Source organism: Bradyrhizobium sp. AC87j1, assembly GCF_002936975.1.
Taxonomy (GTDB): Bacteria; Pseudomonadota; Alphaproteobacteria; order Rhizobiales; family Xanthobacteraceae; genus Bradyrhizobium; species Bradyrhizobium shewense.
On record NZ_PTFE01000048.1, the window covers coordinates 18512 to 34428 of the forward strand.

Annotated in this window: 17 protein-coding genes; 5 read left to right on the forward strand and 12 right to left on the reverse strand. The window is 62.9% G+C overall.

Annotated features, from left to right (window positions below; genetic code table 11):
- Positions 1-193: 193 nt before the first annotated feature.
- The 3 genes from CV770_RS23265 to CV770_RS23275 all read left to right on the forward strand — a co-directional run bounded on the left by CV770_RS23265 (position 194) and on the right by CV770_RS23275 (position 2876).
- Positions 194-1843, forward strand: coding sequence for a type II and III secretion system protein family protein (locus CV770_RS23265; RefSeq protein ID WP_104464005.1), 1650 nt, complete (start codon positions 194-196; stop codon positions 1841-1843).
- A 14-nt stretch (positions 1844-1857) separates the two neighbouring features.
- Positions 1858-2256, forward strand: a complete 399-nt coding sequence (locus CV770_RS23270) for a hypothetical protein (protein ID WP_104464006.1) — start codon at positions 1858-1860, stop codon at positions 2254-2256.
- A gap of 83 nt (positions 2257-2339) precedes the next feature.
- A complete protein-coding gene (locus tag CV770_RS23275; protein ID WP_104464007.1) occupies positions 2340-2876 on the forward strand; it encodes a tetratricopeptide repeat protein in 537 nt (178 codons plus the stop codon).
- 37 nt (positions 2877-2913) lie between these two features.
- On the opposite strand, the gene CV770_RS23280 is transcribed toward CV770_RS23275, so the two are convergent.
- The 10 genes from CV770_RS23280 to CV770_RS23325 form a co-directional block, all read right to left on the reverse strand.
- On the reverse strand, positions 2914-3684 hold the full coding sequence (locus CV770_RS23280) for a hypothetical protein (protein WP_201759997.1): 771 nt from the start codon (positions 3682-3684) through the stop codon (positions 2914-2916).
- A 243-nt stretch (positions 3685-3927) separates the two neighbouring features.
- Positions 3928-7080: an efflux RND transporter permease subunit gene (locus CV770_RS23285; RefSeq protein WP_104464008.1), complete on the reverse strand. Its 3153-nt coding sequence runs from the start codon at positions 7078-7080 to the stop codon at positions 3928-3930.
- Positions 7077-8315: an efflux RND transporter periplasmic adaptor subunit gene (locus CV770_RS23290; RefSeq protein WP_104464009.1), complete on the reverse strand. Its 1239-nt coding sequence runs from the start codon at positions 8313-8315 to the stop codon at positions 7077-7079. Before CV770_RS23290 ends, CV770_RS23285 begins: the two co-directional genes overlap by 4 nt.
- Positions 8316-8378: 63 nt before the next feature.
- Positions 8379-8624, reverse strand: coding sequence for a hypothetical protein (locus CV770_RS23295; RefSeq protein ID WP_091962830.1), 246 nt, complete (start codon positions 8622-8624; stop codon positions 8379-8381).
- 332 nt (positions 8625-8956) lie between these two features.
- Positions 8957-9514 carry an HdeD family acid-resistance protein gene (locus CV770_RS23300; protein ID WP_018318104.1) on the reverse strand — a complete coding sequence of 186 codons (558 nt, stop codon included), beginning with the start codon at positions 9512-9514 and terminating at the stop codon, positions 8957-8959.
- Positions 9515-9686: 172 nt separating this feature from the next.
- A complete protein-coding gene (locus tag CV770_RS23305) occupies positions 9687-10172 on the reverse strand; it encodes a DUF992 domain-containing protein (RefSeq protein ID WP_091962823.1) in 486 nt (161 codons plus the stop codon).
- The gene (locus CV770_RS23310) at positions 10173-10763 is read right to left on the reverse strand and encodes a hypothetical protein (RefSeq protein ID WP_091962821.1); all 591 of its coding nucleotides are present in this window, start codon (positions 10761-10763) and stop codon (positions 10173-10175) included.
- Complete coding sequence (locus CV770_RS23315; RefSeq protein ID WP_104464030.1) at positions 10760-11872, reverse strand: AI-2E family transporter; 1113 nt, start codon at positions 11870-11872, stop codon at positions 10760-10762. The genes CV770_RS23310 and CV770_RS23315 overlap by 4 nt, the downstream gene beginning before the upstream one ends.
- Positions 11873-11920: 48 nt before the next feature.
- Entirely contained in the window at positions 11921-12163 is a 243-nt protein-coding gene (locus CV770_RS23320; protein ID WP_091962818.1) for a hypothetical protein, read from the reverse strand.
- A gap of 30 nt (positions 12164-12193) precedes the next feature.
- The gene (locus tag CV770_RS23325) at positions 12194-13633 is read right to left on the reverse strand and encodes a basic amino acid/polyamine antiporter (protein ID WP_104464010.1); all 1440 of its coding nucleotides are present in this window, start codon (positions 13631-13633) and stop codon (positions 12194-12196) included.
- Between the two features lie 113 nt (positions 13634-13746).
- Between CV770_RS23325 and CV770_RS42190 the strand changes: the two genes are divergently transcribed.
- Positions 13747-14019 carry a hypothetical protein gene (locus tag CV770_RS42190; RefSeq protein ID WP_161500020.1) on the forward strand — a complete coding sequence of 91 codons (273 nt, stop codon included), beginning with the start codon at positions 13747-13749 and terminating at the stop codon, positions 14017-14019.
- Positions 14020-14210: 191 nt separating this feature from the next.
- Positions 14211-14921: a Bax inhibitor-1/YccA family protein gene (locus tag CV770_RS23335; protein WP_091962808.1), complete on the forward strand. Its 711-nt coding sequence runs from the start codon at positions 14211-14213 to the stop codon at positions 14919-14921.
- A gap of 30 nt (positions 14922-14951) precedes the next feature.
- Here the strand turns inward: CV770_RS23335 and CV770_RS23340 are convergent, their stop codons facing one another.
- Complete coding sequence (locus CV770_RS23340; protein WP_028143792.1) at positions 14952-15455, reverse strand: DUF1269 domain-containing protein; 504 nt, start codon at positions 15453-15455, stop codon at positions 14952-14954.
- Between the two features lie 212 nt (positions 15456-15667).
- Positions 15668-15868, reverse strand: coding sequence for a DUF3551 domain-containing protein (locus CV770_RS23345; RefSeq protein ID WP_104464011.1), 201 nt, complete (start codon positions 15866-15868; stop codon positions 15668-15670).
- Between the last annotated feature and the right edge of the window lie 49 nt (positions 15869-15917).

A 15917-nucleotide genomic window follows, 5' to 3' on the forward strand; every position in this document is an offset into this window, starting at 1 on the left:
TTGCGGCGTTGCGGTAAGTATCTCGTCTTGCAAGCTGCCTGCATGAGGGAGGATGATCTTGGAAACACGAAGTAACGAATTGTAGTGGGACAGATTGTAAGCTCTGCGACGTGGTGCGCAGAGGGGACATGTTGAGGACGTCGAGCACGTAGATTTGCGGGGATCTCCGTGGATCGCAGTGGGGGGACTGGGGATGAGTGGCGATCGCGTTTCGGGTAACAGGGTCGGGAGGCTTCTCGCCTTCGGCGTGGTGGGTCTGGGCGCGGCGCTCGCCTCCTCTGGGTTCACCGACCGCGCGGCGGCTGCAGACCGGCGGGGCTCCTCCGGCGGCGTCATCGTCAGCGAGATGAATGACGTCCAGCGGGTCAAGCTCGTCGTCAACAAGTCACGCACCTTCAAGGTCGACACGGCCTTTGCGACGATCGTGGCGGGCTCGTCTGACATCGTCGACGTGAAGTCACTGAGCGATCATCTCATCTACGTGCAGGGAAAGCAGACCGGCACCACCAACGTCATCCTGTTCGACAGCTCGATGAAGCAGATCGGGATCCTCGACGTCGAGGTCGTGATCGATACCGGCAATCTGCAGCAGAACATCAGGACCAGCACCGGCGGGCAAGGTATCCGCGTGTCGGCTTCCGAGGGCCAGGTGGTGCTCAGCGGAACCGCCGCCGACGCAGTTACGGCCGAGCGGGCCATGGCGATCGCCACCAGCACGGTCGCGAAAGGGGGCGTCGTCGTCAACGCGATGAGCGTCGCGGCGCCGCAACAGGTGATGCTCGAGGTGCGGTTCCTGGAGGTCGGTCGCGACGCCGGCCGCGATTTAGGAGTTAATCTTTTTGGTGCCAACGCTAGCGGATCACGAGGATTCAATACGGGCCTTGGCGCCGGCGGTTCGGCTGGTGCGGTAACCTCAGCCGGGCGTATCGCAGCGGACAGCACCGGAACCCCTTTGAAAGATCCTGTGACCGGCGGCCACGTGTCCACTCCGGGTGGCCTTCCGCTAATAGGAACTGCGGGTACTCTGGCTGGAGGCGCCTTGCCTTTTGGCAGCCTGTTGACAAGCGTTTTGAAGTTCAACAATGGCAGCACGTTGGACGTCCTGATAACTGCACTTGAGACCAAAGGCGTCCTTCGCAGGTTAGCGGAGCCAAACCTGATGGCGTTGTCAGGCGATGCGGCGCGCTTCCTGGCCGGCGGTGAATTTCCAGTGCCGGTAGCTTCCACGGCGACTGTGGGCGCGCTTCCCACGGTTACGATCGAATTCAAGAAGTTCGGTGTTGAGCTCGCTTTTGTGCCGACGGTTCTTTCGCGAGGCGTGATCAACCTTCGCGTCGAGCCTTCGGTCAGCGAACTTGATTTCGCTAACGCGGTAACCATTGCTGGCACCACTATTCCGGCGCTGAGCCGTCGCGACGCGAGGACTACGGTCGAGTTGCGCGACGGCCAGAGCTTTGCCATCGCTGGCTTGCTCCAGACCCGCAGTCGCCAGGACGTTTCGCAATTGCCCTGGATCGGCTCAGTGCCCGTCCTCGGGACGCTGTTCAGCAGCAAGTCCTACCAGCAGCAGGAAACCGACCTAGTGATCATCGTGACCCCGCGCCTAGTCGCGCCGGCGGCACCCGGTCAGCAACTGGCATCGCCACTCGACTCCCGCCTTCCGGCCAATGACGTTGATTTCTTCCTCAATGGCCAAATGGAAGTCCGCAAGCGTTACAATGACTACGTCAATTCCGGAGGCGACGTCAAAGGCCCCTATGGTCACATCATCGCTCCTGAGGTCACTGCGACCATTCCGGCGCCCGCCGCTGCGAACCAGCCGGTCGTGAAAACGCTCAACTGAGAAGGAAGCGGGAGATGACCATCAGGTATCTGGCTCTATGTGCACCGCTGCTCCTCGGGGGATGCTACGGCGTGGCCGGTCATGACGAGGTGGATCGCTATTTCCAGCGTTCCGACACCATCACGATGAGTGCCGGCAATGCCAAGGAGGTCAACGCCGTAACCCACACCATCCATCCGTGGCCGCGCAACGTCGGCGATCGCAGGATCGCATACGACGCTCGCCGCGTGGGTGCTGCCGTAACGCGCTATGGCAACACGAAACAGCCAGTGGATCAGCTTCCCGACATTGGCGATGCGACGAAACAGATGGGCGTACGGACTGCCCCAACCCAGAACGTCAACATAGAAGGATTGGGGGCAGGATCGACTGCTGGAGTATCAGTGCCGGTTGGTGGCGCGGCGAATAGGTAGCTGGTTTTGGCAAGTAAAATTAGCGGTGATTCTTTTACGAACGGTGCAGTGAGTCTGCTGGGCCGCGCGGGGGACTAGGGTTTATGCGGCGTATCATCTTCATGCTGACCTGCTGCTGGTTGGGGATCGGCCTTGCGGGGTGCGATCAGACGCTGAGGGAGGCTGCCGTCGTGGCTCCCGTCGAGCCGCCTGGCGGGGACCCCGTGCAGGAGCCAACGGACGTCAAATATTATCCATCGGACGAGCCCGTTCGCTTGGGGCTGGAGCATTTCAACCGGGGCAGTTACGGAATCGCTAATCGCTATTTCAGGGATGCTGTCGAGAAATCGCCGAAGGACGTGACGGCTTGGATTGGACTCGCCGCGAGCTATGATCGGATACGTCGCTTTGATCTCGCCGATCAGGCCTATGCCCAAGCGATCCGGCTGGGAGGCGAAACCGTTCAGATCCTGAATGACCAGGGGTATTCGTACATGCTGCGCGGCAATCTGAGTGCGGCGCGACGGAAGTTCGAGAAGGCTTATTCGCTCGATCCGGGTAATCCGGTCATCGCCAATAACCTCGAGCTTCTCAATGGCAGCCGGCGGTTCATTGAAAGACCACCAAACAACCAGCCATAAGTGGTCGACCGGCTACTGTGATCACGGCCAGTTCTCGTCAATTTGGCCCAATCACAGCATCAGCGTGACGGCTGCCGCTGCGGATGACGACAACAACGCCATTGCGAATGGTAAATCGCGCGCCGAGCAGTTTCCGCACCTTCTCCGTGATCGGAGAAGGAAAGGGAACGGTTTCTCCCACGACGGGATCGCCGACCTTTATCGCCTCAGTCGCGGGGCCTGCAACTGGTGCAGGCTTGATATAGTCCCGGATAAGCTGAATCTCTTCACGTGACAGGATGAGCGGAGCCTGGTCAGGATGGGTCTCCGACGGCGGCTTGGGTGTTCCACTGCTTGCCTTTTCACGTATCTCATTGGTGCTTGCGATCTGATCGAGCCTGGCTACGCGTAGCTTGAGCGCGATGATGTCACGTTGCAGTGTTGCGATCTCCAATTTGCGCGCGTTGACCTGCATGAAGACAATGATCGCGCAAATGCAGCTCACGACGAAGCCGACGCTCAGCAGTGCAATCAACCAACGCTCGAAGTTTCCCATCGACCCCCCGGCCGTCCGGGGGAGTTGATCGCGCTGGAGATGGCGCCGCCAGATGCGACGTCCTCGGTCGATCCAATTGGTAGAGCCCGTTACGCCGGTCGCCGCCTGGCCCGACCCAAAATGCGCGGGCGACGAGGCGGCTTCCTCGCGGGCCGGATCAACGAACGACGCCGTGTCCACTTGCTCAAGCTCTAGATTCTCGGGGACGCGGTCCGCCGTCGTCAGATGAGCGGCAGGGTGGAAGGGATCCATCTGCTTATCGAGCCGGCCCATCTCCGCTCTCCATGCCGCCATCTATCAACTTCAGCAGTTCCGCCGACGCGGCTAGAGTAGGGTAGCCGAGGATTCGATCAATCGAAACGGAAAAGGCTCTAAGCCGCGGCGTGAGCCGCTCTAAGGGTAGCTTCAAGAGATAGGGGCCAACTAGATGCCAAGGTCAATGGCTTGGCCGGCAGAACCGTCTGAGCCGCGGGTTTTTCAAACGGTCCTACTTACGAACAGCACCGCCGAAGCTGTCTAGACTGCATTGCGGTCGGGCGAACTCGGCTGACGGCTTGACTTGAAGGCTGCCTTTGCACGCTCACGCAGGCGCTGGAAAACGACGTAGAGCATCGGCACAATGAAAATTCCGATCGAGCTTGCGGCCAGCATGCCGGCGAAGACGGCCGTGCCGACGGCGCGCCGGCTGAGCGCGGCGGCGCCGGTTGCGATCACGAGCGGCAGGAGGCCCAGGATGAAGGCCGCCGAGGTCATCATGACGGCGCGAAAGCGCATATGTGCGCCCTGGATCGCGGCCTCGTCGAGCGGCACGCCGGCCTCGCGTTGCTCCTTGGCGAACTCGACGATCAGGATGCCGTTCTTGGCGGCAAGCGCGATCAGGACGACGAGGCCGATCTGACCGTAGAGGTCGAGATTGAGGCCAGCGATCTTGATGCCGAGATAGGATCCGAGCACGCCGACGACAACCGAGAGCAGCACGGGGATCGGGATCACGGTGCTTTCATAGAGCGCGACCAGGAACAGATAAGCGAAGAGGACGGCGAGCATAAGCACGATGCCGGTCTGGCCGGCCGCCTGCTGTTCCTGGTAGGCGGTGCCGGTCCACGCGAAACCGTAACCCGACGGCAGAACATCCTCCGAGATCTGCGTCATGGCGGCGATCGCGGCCCCGGAGGAGGTGCCCGATGCCGGGCTGCCGTTGACGGTCACCGAACGATAGTTGTTGTAGCGGGTGATGACCTGCGGCCCGGTCACGATCTTGAGGCCGGCGAGGGACCGTAACGGCACCATCTCACCCGAGCTGTTACGCACATGGATGCGCCAGACATCGGACGTATCGGCGCGATCGAATGCTTCACCTTGCAGATTGACCTGCCAGGTGCGACCGAACAGGTTGAAGTTGTTGACGTAGATGCCGCCGAGCGTGGCCTGGAGCGCCGTAAAAATGTCGTTGACGGTGACGCCCAGCGCCTGGGCCTTGCGGCGGTCAATATCGAGATAGAGCGATGGATTGGTCGCCGTGAATGTCGAGAACACACGCGCGAGCCGAGGATCGGAATTGGCCGCGCCGATCAACGCGTTCGTGACGCTGGAGATCGCGGCCGGAGCCTGACCTTCCAGGGCCTGCAATTGGTATTCGAAGCCACCGCCGGTGGAGAGCCCGATGATCGGCGGCAGGTTGAACGGCAGCACGTTGGCTTGCCGGATCTGCGCGCCGGCGGCGAAGGTCTTGGCGATCAGCGCCTGGGCGGAATCCGTCGCCGTCTTGCGGTCCGCGAACGGCTTCAGTCGCGCCACCACGAGCGCACTGTTCGGCTCGGAGGCTCCGTCGAGCAGGGAAAAGCCGATCACCGCAAGGACGTGGTCGACGGCCTGCATCTGTTTCAAGATGTCCTCGATCTGCCGGGTGGTCTCGCTGGTCCGCGCTACCGATGCGCCGTCCGGCAGCTGAACCGAGGTGAAGAAGGCGCCCTGGTCCTCCTCGGGCAGGAAGCCCGTCGGGGTCACCAGCGACAGGCCGAAGATTCCTGCGGCAAAGGCCGCCACCAGCATGAGCGACAAGGCTGCCATGCGCACCAGCCGGCGGACCGCGCCGCTGTAGCGATCGCGCACCCAGTCGATGCCGGTAAGCATGCGGCCGATGATGCCGCGGCGCTGTCCCGTGTGACGCAGCAGCAGCGCGCAGAGGGCCGGCGACAGGGTCAGGGCATTCAATGCCGAGATCATCATGGCGGCGCTGATCGTCACCGCGAATTGGCGGAACAGCGTGCCCGAGATGCCGGGAATGAAAGCGATCGGCACGAACACCGAGAGCAGCACCAGCGTGATCGCGACGATCGGCGCGGTGATCTGGCTCATGGCTTTCTTGCTGGCCTCGGCCGGAGACAGATCAGGCTCCTCCGCCATGACACGCTCGACATTCTCGACCACGACAATGGCGTCGTCGACCACGATGCCGATCGCGAGCACCATTGCGAGCAGGGATACGGTGTTGGCGGAATAGCCGAGCGCGAGCAGAACGGCGAAGGTGCCTATGAGGCTTACCGGGACTGCGACGGCCGGAATCGCGGTGGACCGCATGTTTCCGAGAAACAGATAGACCACGATCACAACCAGCACGAAGGCCTCGCCCAATGTCCACAGCACCTCCGTGATCGTGTCCCGGACGAAGGTCGTGGAGTCGTATTGCACGAGATAACCGAGCCCTGGCGGAAACCGGCCGGACAGCCGCTGCATCGTGTCAGCGACCGCGCGCGCGGTGGTCACCGCATTGGCGCCGGGGGCGAGGTAGATCGCAATCGGAACGGCCGCCCGCCCGTCGATCCGGGCTTCGCTGTCGAGATTTTGCGCGCCCAACTCGACGCGGGCAACGTCCCTGACCAGCAGCGAGGATCCGTCCGGCCCGGCGCGCAGCACGATGTTGGCGAATTGATCGGCGGTGGCGAGGCGGCCCATCGTCTGCACGTTGAACTGGAACTGCTGATCGTCACTGATCGGCCGCGCGCCAATGCGGCCGACGGGAGCCTGGACGCTCTGTGCACGAATGGCGGCGACCACGTCCGAGGGGGTCAGGTTGAGGCTGGTGAGGCGCTGCGTATCGAACCAGATCCGCATCGAATAATTCATCCTGGCGAACAGATTGGCCTGGCCGACACCCGGCGTGCTCGCAATCGCGTCCAGCACGTTGATGATGGCGTAGTTGGTGATGAAGAGCGGGTCCTGCCGACCATCTGCGCTGTAGAGCACCAGGAACTGCAGGATCGAAGAGGATCGCTTCTGGACGGTCACGCCCTGCTGTTGCACTTCCGTGGGCAATTGCGACAATGCGCTCTGGACGCGATTATTGACATTGACCGTGTTGATGTCGGGATTGGTGCCGAGCGCGAACGAAACCGTCAGCGTATAGCTGCCGTCGTTGCCGCTGGTCGATTTCATATAGAGCGCGCGGTCGACGCCGACCACCTGAGCCTCCAACGGCTGTGCGACGCTGCTCTCCACGACCTCGGCGGAGGCGCCGGGAAAGTTCGCGGCTACGGTGACCTGCGGCGGCACGATATCGGGAAACTGCGCCACCGGGATCTGCGTGAGCGCCAGTGCGCCGGCGATGGTGATGACAAAAGCGATCACCATCGAAAGACGCGGCCGGTCGACGAAGACGCTCGATATCATTGGCTGCTGCCCTTGGGGGTTCGGGGCAGGGGAGCGCGCCCCCCTTGCGGAGCCGCCTCGCCGGTTGAATCCTTCATGCTCGACAAGATCAGCGGACTTGCCGGCTCTGGAGAGATGGTTTGTCCGGCGCGAACCCGCTGCAAACCTTCCGCGATCACCTTGTCACCGGCCGTCAATCCGCTGATGACGGCAGCGATCGTGGGAGTCGATTGCCCGAGCTGAATGCGCCGCTGCTCCGCCTTGTCGTTTGCACCGACGACGAGAACGTAGTCGCCGCGCTGGTCGGACAGCACCGCCGAGCGCGGGATCGCCAGCACCTCGATAGGCTGGACGCCTTCGAGGACGACGGTGACGAACTCGCCGTTGGTGAGCTCGTGGACGGTAACGCCTGCCGCCGAGGGAGCTCGCAGGATCGGGTTGGCGATCTCTCCGCGCACCGTGATCGTGTCGGTGTTCTGGGCGATGGTGTTGTCGACGAAATTCAGCTTGCCGGATTGCCCATACATGCGCCCGTCGGGCAGCCGCAACCGGATCGTCACCGCTTCGAGGCCGCCTTGGGGGCCGTAGCGTTCGCGCAGCTCGAGCCCCTGGCGGAGCGGCACCGGGAACGTGACATACATTGGATCCTGGCTGACGATCGTGGTCAGCACGCCCGAATTCGGACTGACGATGTTGCCTTCCGTCACGGCCGTGCGTCCGATCTTGCCGTCGATCGGCGCGCTGATGATGGTGTAGTCGAGGTTGATCTGCGAGGCCTGGACCTGCGCCTGCGCGGCTTTGACCTGGGCCTCGAGGCTGCGCTGGCTCGCGAGCGCGGCATCGTAGGTCGATTGCTGCCCGGCCGGTCCGCCAAGCAGGGTGCGGGCGCGCTCGGCGGTCAATTTGGCATTCTCGAGCGTCGCTTCGAGCTGTGCTACCTGCGCCTGCTTGGCGGCGACATCGGCCTCGAACGGGCCGCGTTCGAGCCGGTAAAGCTGCTCGCCTTTCCTGATTTCCGCGCCCTCGGTGAACAGCCGCTGCTCCAGAAAAGCGGTGACGCGGGCGGCAATGTTGACCTGGTTGATGGCCTCGATCCGGCCGAGAAACTCACTGCTCTCGGTGATCGGCCGCTGCGCCGCTTCGACGACGCCGACGGCAGGCGCGGGCGGGGCTGGCTGCGGCCGCGCGGGTTCGCCGGCCAACAATGTCACGAGGCTCGCCGCCAGCAGTCCGAGCCGGACGTTAGCAAGGTTCATCGTCCGCTCCTTGTCCAGGCTCGGAACAGCCGGCGTCGGACCTCCGCCGTTCGACGGGCTGTGCTAGTCCCGCGCGGTTCGGTTGCTGCGCGCCGGCTCGTCGTAGCCCTTGCGATGGCTGTAGAACATCAGCGCGATCAGGCCGCAGCCGAGCACCAGAACGAGGATCGCAGCCGCCGCCAGCACGATGTTCCCGTAGGGCGGCATCGAGGGCGTTGCCCTCCAGACTGACAGGCAGAACCAGCTCGCGCCGAGGAAAAGCACTGCCAGCACGGCGATGAGGAGCCATTGGTTCTTGTTGCGTACCATTTCCTCGCCCCCTTCGGACTACCAGCGCCAACCGCAATGACGGCGCCCACGATGCCACCAGCAAACCCAGCGGCGGCGCCGGCGCGGTCGCGGGCCCCAGCCAGGACGAGACGGGCCCCAGCCGGGTCGCGGCGGAGGTCCCCATTGCACCGGGATGGCGCGATCCTCCGGTGCCCGACCGGCCCGAGAGAGATCGGGATCGACCGGCATTGCGTTCGCAACACCGATGAGGTGCGCGCCGGACGCTCCGATCGCGGTGGCGGCAATAGCGTTCATCGCAAGGCTGAGGAAGACGCGGCGACTGGGAGCATCCATGGTTGTTCTCTCCTCTGTTATCCGGTCGTTCGCACCGATTGCAGCGCATAGAGCAGCCATGCCAGGCCATGGGCAATCAGGTCGACGCCCAACAGGAAGCCGAGAGCCCAAGCGCTGATGGTGGGGAAGCCGAACAGGACCAGCACGCCGGCGATCACCGCGAAGACGCCCGAGATCAGCATCATCCATCCGTTCTGCCGCCAATAGGCAAAGCTCAGCACGCATCGAATCACACCCGAAGCGAACAGCACCGCGCCGAGGAAATAGGTCAGGATCAGCGCGCCCGAGACCGGCTGGGTGAGCAGCACGACACCGAAGGCGAGGTAGAGCGCGCCGAGCACGACTTGCCAAAGGAACCCGCCCCATCCCTTGGTCCAGAAGGCGTGGGCAATCTCGAATGCGCCGGCGGCGATCGCGGTGAGCCCGATGAGCTTGACACTGACGACGGTGGCGAAGGCAAGGTCGCCCAGCGCGAAAAGGCCGGCGGCGATCAGGACGACGCCGAGGAGCGCACAAACCCACAGCGGCGGAGCAACCACGGCATCGAGACTCCCGCGACTGTCATACACTGTCATGCGATCCTCCTGGGCGGTTACGGCCCGATCGAGCATGCATCGGATCCTAACTTCGAACACCCGACGCCGACATCGGACGAAACCCTGAGCGGCAGGCCGGGAATGTTCTCATCCTCTCCCTGCGCGGACCGGCATCAAGAGCAGACCGAACCGCGGGAGCAAGACGGCGGGATCAGAGCCCGCCTCGCGGTCCCAATGTCAGATGAGTCACGCCAGCCGCGAGATTGAGCCCGATCGAGCGTTCGACCGAGATCGGCTGCAGCATCACGCTCCTCCGCGAGCCGCCGACCAGGACGTTGGCGCCGAGGCCGGGACCGAATGCAAAATTTCCGCTCGCGCCGACGTAACTGCCGCGCAACGTGCCGGGGCCTATCCGCGAGTTCCTGGCGAAGACGGCCCAGGATAGCGCGCCGGCGCTGGTCACGCCGATATCAACGCCGACGCGCCGTATCCGTCCTTCGTAGACGTACTGCCGGGGCGGGCGCAGCGCGTTGAACACGCAACGCAGCGCCTGCGTCGATCCAAGCACCAGTCCGACGCGTGGCTCCGAGAAGCACAGGAGCCTGCCGACCCTGAATCTCTCGGCTTGCGCGGGCGAGGTGACGGCGCAAAGAACGACGGATGCGCCGATGGCGGCAAGATATCGCAACGCTTGCATTCAATCCTCCCGTTGGCTCGTGATGTCCCTGGCGGCGCTCTGCGCGGGGCTGCCGTCCTGGCGCCACCAGAACGAGATGGCGAGGCCAATCAGCAGCACCGCCCCGAGCAGGAAGAAGAAGATGGATTGCTTCAGCCATGATATCGCCGGAACGGCGGCGCCCATTGCAAGGCCAAGGAAGGCGATCTGCAACGACAGCAGGCTCAAGCCCGCAAGGAACGTGCCGAGCGCGAGCAACGTCAGCAGGACGAGCCCCGTTGCAGGGGTCGGAAGCAACTGCTGCACGCCGGAGACCAGCATGATGTTCATCGTGATCAGGACTGCGATCCAGTGCAGGGCCTGCGTCCAGATCAACCGGATCTGGCCCTCCTTGCCCTCGATCTCCGGCCACTTGGTGACAACGCAGACCACGCCGATGGCGAGCGCCAGAAACTCCCAATAGCCGGTCAACGGCTGGTGCGAGACGTTGGTGTAGGCAACGCCGACGATGGCGAGCAGCAGCGCGACGATGTAGGGGAGTTGCTGCCACAGGAAACGCGCCGTCGTCGAACGCGCCGGGGCATCACTCGGCTGCGCTTCAAACTCGCTCATGGCTGCTCGCTCGCAATTGATGGCGGCTTGGGATCGCCGCCCAGATAGTCCTCGACATAGAACCTGACGATCGCAACCCGACCGATCGCAACCAGCGGCATCGCGACTGCGACGCCCATGACGCCGAACTGAGCGCCGAGAAGGACGATCGCAACCAGTGTCCACGCCGGCGGGGTCTCGACTGCCTGGCGCTGGATCAGTGGGCCGATCACGTAGCCTTCGATCGACTGGATGATAGTGTACACGGCGACCGCCCAGATCAGGAGCGATGCGCCGAGCGGCATCGCGACGAGCGCGATCGGGATCGCGGCAACGATCGGCCCGAGATAGGGAATGAAGTTCGACAGACCTGCCTGAAGTCCAAGCACGAAGGGACCGGGCAGCCCGATGAGATAGAGCGCGAGCCACACGCACAACGTCATCAGCATGATGCGGATCAATTGTCCGACGAACCACAGCCGCATGACGTTGCCCATCTCGTCCATCACGGCGCGCGCACGGGCGCGATGGGAATGCCTGACCAGCGCGATCACGCTTTCGCGGTGGCCGGTGGGATCGAAAGCGAACAGAATGCCGAGGAACAGGATCACCAGCACGGCGGTCAGAAGGCTCGATGCTCCGCCGAGCAGAAACTGAGCGTGGCTGAAGAACCGGCCCTGATCGGCGAACAGCCATTGTGCAAAGTCGCGGCCCCATTCCGGGCCGAGCAGGTCCACGCCATACGACAGCAGGTGCCCCTGGAGCAGATCAACCTGCGCATCCATCACTTTCAGAAGCAGGCGCGTCTGTTCCGGCAGCTTGCGCGCGCCCCAGGCGAGGCCGAAACAAGAGAGCGCGGACAGAAGCAAGACAACGAGCGTCAACCGCCAGGCTCGTTTGAGTGGAAGGACCGGCGCCAAAGCTCGCGCCAATGCGTCCAGAAAGGCGGCGAACAACACCCCGGCAAAGACAATCAGAAGGCTGGAGACCATTTGCCAGATCAGGAATAAAGCGACGCCGGCGGCGAGCAGGGTGAGACCGACGGCCAGCAGACTTGGCCTTCCGGCCTCTCCGGGCTCGTCGACAGCGATCTCGTGCCGAGGGAGCTCTCGGTATTTTTCTGAGCGCATGCCGGAATCGCCGTCAGGTTGATCCATTGAAGGGGCCCCTACGATGTCTCAGGTGCGGAGGCGGCGGCTGCCATAATGCGGGTGTCTGCCGCCGCGATGACGCCAGTACCGGTGCTTTGTCGGATTGGTGTTGGTGTTCGGCGGCGCCTCCTTTTTGGATGTGGCGGTGCCGGTCTCCTTTGCCATCGCCGCGCTGTCGTCCTTCGATTGCGCGAGCGTGACGGTGGGCGGCGCCGCGACGGCCAGCAACCCGGCAAGGAGCAAGCTGCAACGCGTGATCGTCATGTTCATGTTCGCCTCCCTACAATCAAAGACGCTGGGTCAGATCGAAAGGGCACCGACGGCGAGCCCATAGACTCCGCCGCCCGCCGCGATTGCGACCGCCGCAAACAGGATGGCTTCGGTTCTCGTGAATGTGCTTTCCTTGCGCTCGCGTTTGGCCATCAGGAACAGCAAGGTTCCGGGCGCGTAGAGGATCGAGGACAGCAGGAGAAACTTCGGTCCGCCGGCGTAGATCATCGCGGCGGCGTAGAGCGTCGCAACGGCGGCGCGGATCCAATCGGTCGTGCGAGCGCGCTCGCCGGCGTAATAGGTCTCGCCGGTCGATGCGAGCTTGAGGCCATAGGCCGCGACGAGAACGTAGGGAATCAGCGTCATCGCACTCGTCATCTTCAGTGCGAGCGTGAAGGCATATTCGGCGAACCAGCTGACGAGCAGGAATGCCTGGATCACACAGTTGGTCAGCCAGAGCGCACCGACAGGTACCTTGTTCGCATTCTCACGCGCGAGAAAGGACGGCATCGTGTGGTGCATCGCCGCCGAATGCAGGATCTCCGCGGCGAGCAGCGACCAGGACAGATAGTTGCCGAGGATCGAGATCAACAGGGCCAGGCTGATGAACACGCTGCCCCAGCGCCCGACCATTGATTCCATCACGCCTGCCATCGACGGCGTCGAAAGATCCGCCAGCTCGTTCCGCGGCAACACGCCGTAGGACAGCAGCGTCACCAGGACGAGCAGGCAGAGAACGCTCATAAAGCCCACCACCGTCGCAATGCCGATGTCGGCGCGATTCCTGGCGTAGCGCGAATAGACGCTCGCGCCTTCGACGCCGACGAACACGAATACGGTGAGCAGCATCGTAGAGCGCACCTGGCTCAGCACCTGTCTGATACTCGGCGGCTCCGTTCCCCAGAAATTCTGCACCAACAGGTCGCGGTCGAGCACGAACGCGGCCACCACGATGAACAGGAGTATCGGAACGATCTTTGCGAAGGTTGCAATCGTGTTGAGCCTGGCCGCGCCCCTGATGCCCCGCAGCACGAGAAAGTGTACACTCCACAAAAGCAGTGTCGCCGATGCAATGGCCGTCGGCGTCGTGCCGTCGCCAAAGATCGGAAAGAACTGGCCGAGTGTGGCCTTGATCAGAATGAGACAAGCGACGTCGGCAAGACAGCAGCCGATCCAATAGCCGGCGGCCGACGCGAATCCGATGTAGTCGCCGAATCCGGCCTTGGCGTAGGCGTAGATGCCGGCATCCAGTTCCGGTTTGCGCTGCGACAGCGACTGGAACACGAGCGCCAGCATGAGCATGCCCGTCCCTGCGATGATCCATGCGATGATCGCACCGAAGGCGCCGGTGGCACGTCCGAACGCCGCCGGCAGGGCGAAGATGCCGGATCCCACCATCGATCCGATCACAAGCGCAATCAACGCGTTGCGGGAAAGCTCTTGATTGACCTCGTTCGACGAAGACGCCATGACGGAGAATGGTCTCCCAATCCGCAGCGCGGTGCTGGTCGCATCTGCCGACCGTCCCCTGCGGACGACCTTAGAGGTGTCTGCCGCATGCGCACATCAGGGATTCTCTGTAGGTGGTGAGGGCAGAAAAATCAGCCGCCGCCCGGGGCTCCGCATGCCGTCTGCGGCGGGCTGGCCACAAGCACGACACTGCCGCGGCAGAATTCACCGGCCTTGGCGAGCTCAGCGGCGAGGCGTCTGGCGTGCAGGATGGCTGCATCGTGATCTCGGCAGTCCTGTCCGATTCCGTCGGGAAAGAGGCCGTATCTGTCGGCGATGTGAAAGAAGAAGCGCATGGCATTGAGTTAGATCGCGACCCACCCGGCTTCCAAGTGACAAAGCTGTAAGGAGCGTACGCCAAAGGGCTTAGACGTAGTTCCAAGCTCTCGTATCGGTAATGTGCAGCATCCCTGCGATGCCCGCAGTTGCGACAAAGAAGGGTAATTTCCACGGGCGGCATTCGGGTGATTGTCCGATGCTGTTCCGGAAGCCCGAGGATTAATGTCGCCTCCCTCGGCGAAGTTCAGAGGAGGCTGATGTGTCAAATTTCGATCAAAATCTGACTGCGGCGGAGACGGCTGGCGGCGCATTTGCGGTGGACGCTGGCCTGCATCAATACATGCTGCGCATCTACGCTCACATGGCCGCGGGCGTCGGCTTGACCGCCGTCGTGGCCTGGCTGACTTATCAGCTCACAGGCCCGGCGTTGCTGCAGAGCCCATTGATGTGGGTCTTCATTCTGGCGCCGCTGGGGCTGGTTTTCTTCATCGGCTCGCGCATCAATACGCTGTCCGTGTCAACGGCACGGCTGCTGTTCTTCCTCTACGCCGCCTTGGTCGGCGTATCGCTCTCGACGTTATTCCACATCTACACGAACTCGTCGATTGCCCGGGTCTTCTTCATTGCCGCCGCGAGTTTCGGAGCGCTCAGCGCCTTCGGGTATACGACGCGACGCGATCTCTCCGGGCTCGGCACGTTCCTGTTCATGGGGTTGATCGGCGTCATCATCGCAAGCCTGATCAATATCTTTCTGTCCTCGACCGCGCTCGACTGGCTGATCTCGATCGTTGGCGTCGGCGTATTTGCCGGGCTTACGGCCTACGACACGCAGCGGATCAAGGCGATGTACGACAGCGCGGATGACCATACCTCTGCGGGTCGCAAGTCGGTCATCGCGGCGCTGTCGCTCTATCTGAATTTCATCAACCTCTTCATGATGCTGCTGCGGCTTGCGGGCGGCCGGCGCTGAGACAGGCTGAGACAGGAAGGAACGGCGGCTTCAGGCCGCCGGCCGCTCCACCGCACTCGTCAGCGCATCGCGGAGGAGCTTCTCCTTCGTCTCGTCGAGTGACGTCTTGAGCACAACGCCGCCGGCGCTCTTGATCTCATTGATCACCTTGTCCGCCGTCATGTGCTTGATCAGGACGAACAAGGCCGCGTTGCCGGGCTGGAGGCTGGTCGACAGGCTCTTCATGAAGGCGTCGTCGATGCCGAAGTCCGAGAGCGCGCCGCCGAGCGCGCCGGAGGCGGCGCCCACCGCGACTCCGAGGATTGGGTTCAGGAACAGGACGCCGATGAGAAGGCCCCAGAAGCTTCCCGTCATTGCGCCCATGGCAGTGGTATTGACGAGTTGATTGAGCTTGATGCCACCCGCGTCCGTCTTCACGGCAATCACGGCGTCGCTGATTGTGATCAGATATTCCTTCTGCAGCTTGAATAGCTGCTGGCGGACTTCTTCTGCCTTTGCTTCCGACGGATACACGATCGCGACAAGATCGGACATTGACACCTCCCGTTGATCCAAATGCGAACCGGAGCAGTCGATGCTATCGTGCAAGGAGACCCGCCGCGATTGGAGGAAACCCCGGGCGTTGGCGGAGGAATGTCCCGATGGGGCAGGCACAGTTGCGGCATTCATGCCGAATCCGGGTGGCGTACGACAACCAACAGCACGTCATTTACGCCGCCCGGCCGATATCGGACTGAGCGCTGCCGTCAGCGGCGGCGATTTTGCACGCAGGTGCCCTGCCGTCCGCTCACCGATGCGCGGCATTGTGAGCGGGTCTCATACATGCAGTTGAGCATTCCCTTGATCTTCGAGCACCATGCCAGATCCTGCGCTTGTACGGGCGTCGCCGAGCCCATCGCGCTGAGCGCAATGAAGATGGCCGCGGACAGCAAAGCCAGCTTTCTCATGTCGATCCTCCTATCGTCGTGTGAATCATTCGGAGCCTGAGCGGCCGGT

Bases quoted from the DNA above. Each gene is read 5' to 3' on its own strand.
- CV770_RS23300 (WP_018318104.1), bottom strand. From the start codon at position 9,514: ATGACAGTGTATGACAGTCGCGGGAGTCTCGATGCCGTGGTTGCTCCG.
- CV770_RS23340 (WP_028143792.1), bottom strand. From the start codon at position 15,455: ATGTCCGATCTTGTCGCGATCGTGTATCCGTCGGAAGCAAAGGCAGAA.
- CV770_RS23310 (WP_091962821.1), bottom strand. From the start codon at position 10,763: ATGAGCGAGTTTGAAGCGCAGCCGAGTGATGCCCCGGCGCGTTCGACG.
- CV770_RS23295 (WP_091962830.1), bottom strand. From the start codon at position 8,624: ATGGTACGCAACAAGAACCAATGGCTCCTCATCGCCGTGCTGGCAGTG.
- CV770_RS23290 (WP_104464009.1), bottom strand. From the start codon at position 8,315: ATGAACCTTGCTAACGTCCGGCTCGGACTGCTGGCGGCGAGCCTCGTG.
- CV770_RS23280 (WP_201759997.1), bottom strand. From the start codon at position 3,684: ATGGGCCGGCTCGATAAGCAGATGGATCCCTTCCACCCTGCCGCTCAT.
- CV770_RS23265 (WP_104464005.1), top strand. From the start codon at position 194: ATGAGTGGCGATCGCGTTTCGGGTAACAGGGTCGGGAGGCTTCTCGCC.
- CV770_RS23275 (WP_104464007.1), top strand. From the start codon at position 2,340: ATGCGGCGTATCATCTTCATGCTGACCTGCTGCTGGTTGGGGATCGGC.
- CV770_RS23320 (WP_091962818.1), bottom strand. From the start codon at position 12,163: ATGAACATGACGATCACGCGTTGCAGCTTGCTCCTTGCCGGGTTGCTG.
- CV770_RS23345 (WP_104464011.1), bottom strand. From the start codon at position 15,868: ATGAGAAAGCTGGCTTTGCTGTCCGCGGCCATCTTCATTGCGCTCAGC.
- CV770_RS23325 (WP_104464010.1), bottom strand. From the start codon at position 13,633: ATGGCGTCTTCGTCGAACGAGGTCAATCAAGAGCTTTCCCGCAACGCG.
- CV770_RS23305 (WP_091962823.1), bottom strand. From the start codon at position 10,172: ATGCAAGCGTTGCGATATCTTGCCGCCATCGGCGCATCCGTCGTTCTT.
- CV770_RS23270 (WP_104464006.1), top strand. From the start codon at position 1,858: ATGACCATCAGGTATCTGGCTCTATGTGCACCGCTGCTCCTCGGGGGA.
- CV770_RS23285 (WP_104464008.1), bottom strand. From the start codon at position 7,080: ATGATATCGAGCGTCTTCGTCGACCGGCCGCGTCTTTCGATGGTGATC.
- CV770_RS23315 (WP_104464030.1), bottom strand. From the start codon at position 11,872: ATGCGCTCAGAAAAATACCGAGAGCTCCCTCGGCACGAGATCGCTGTC.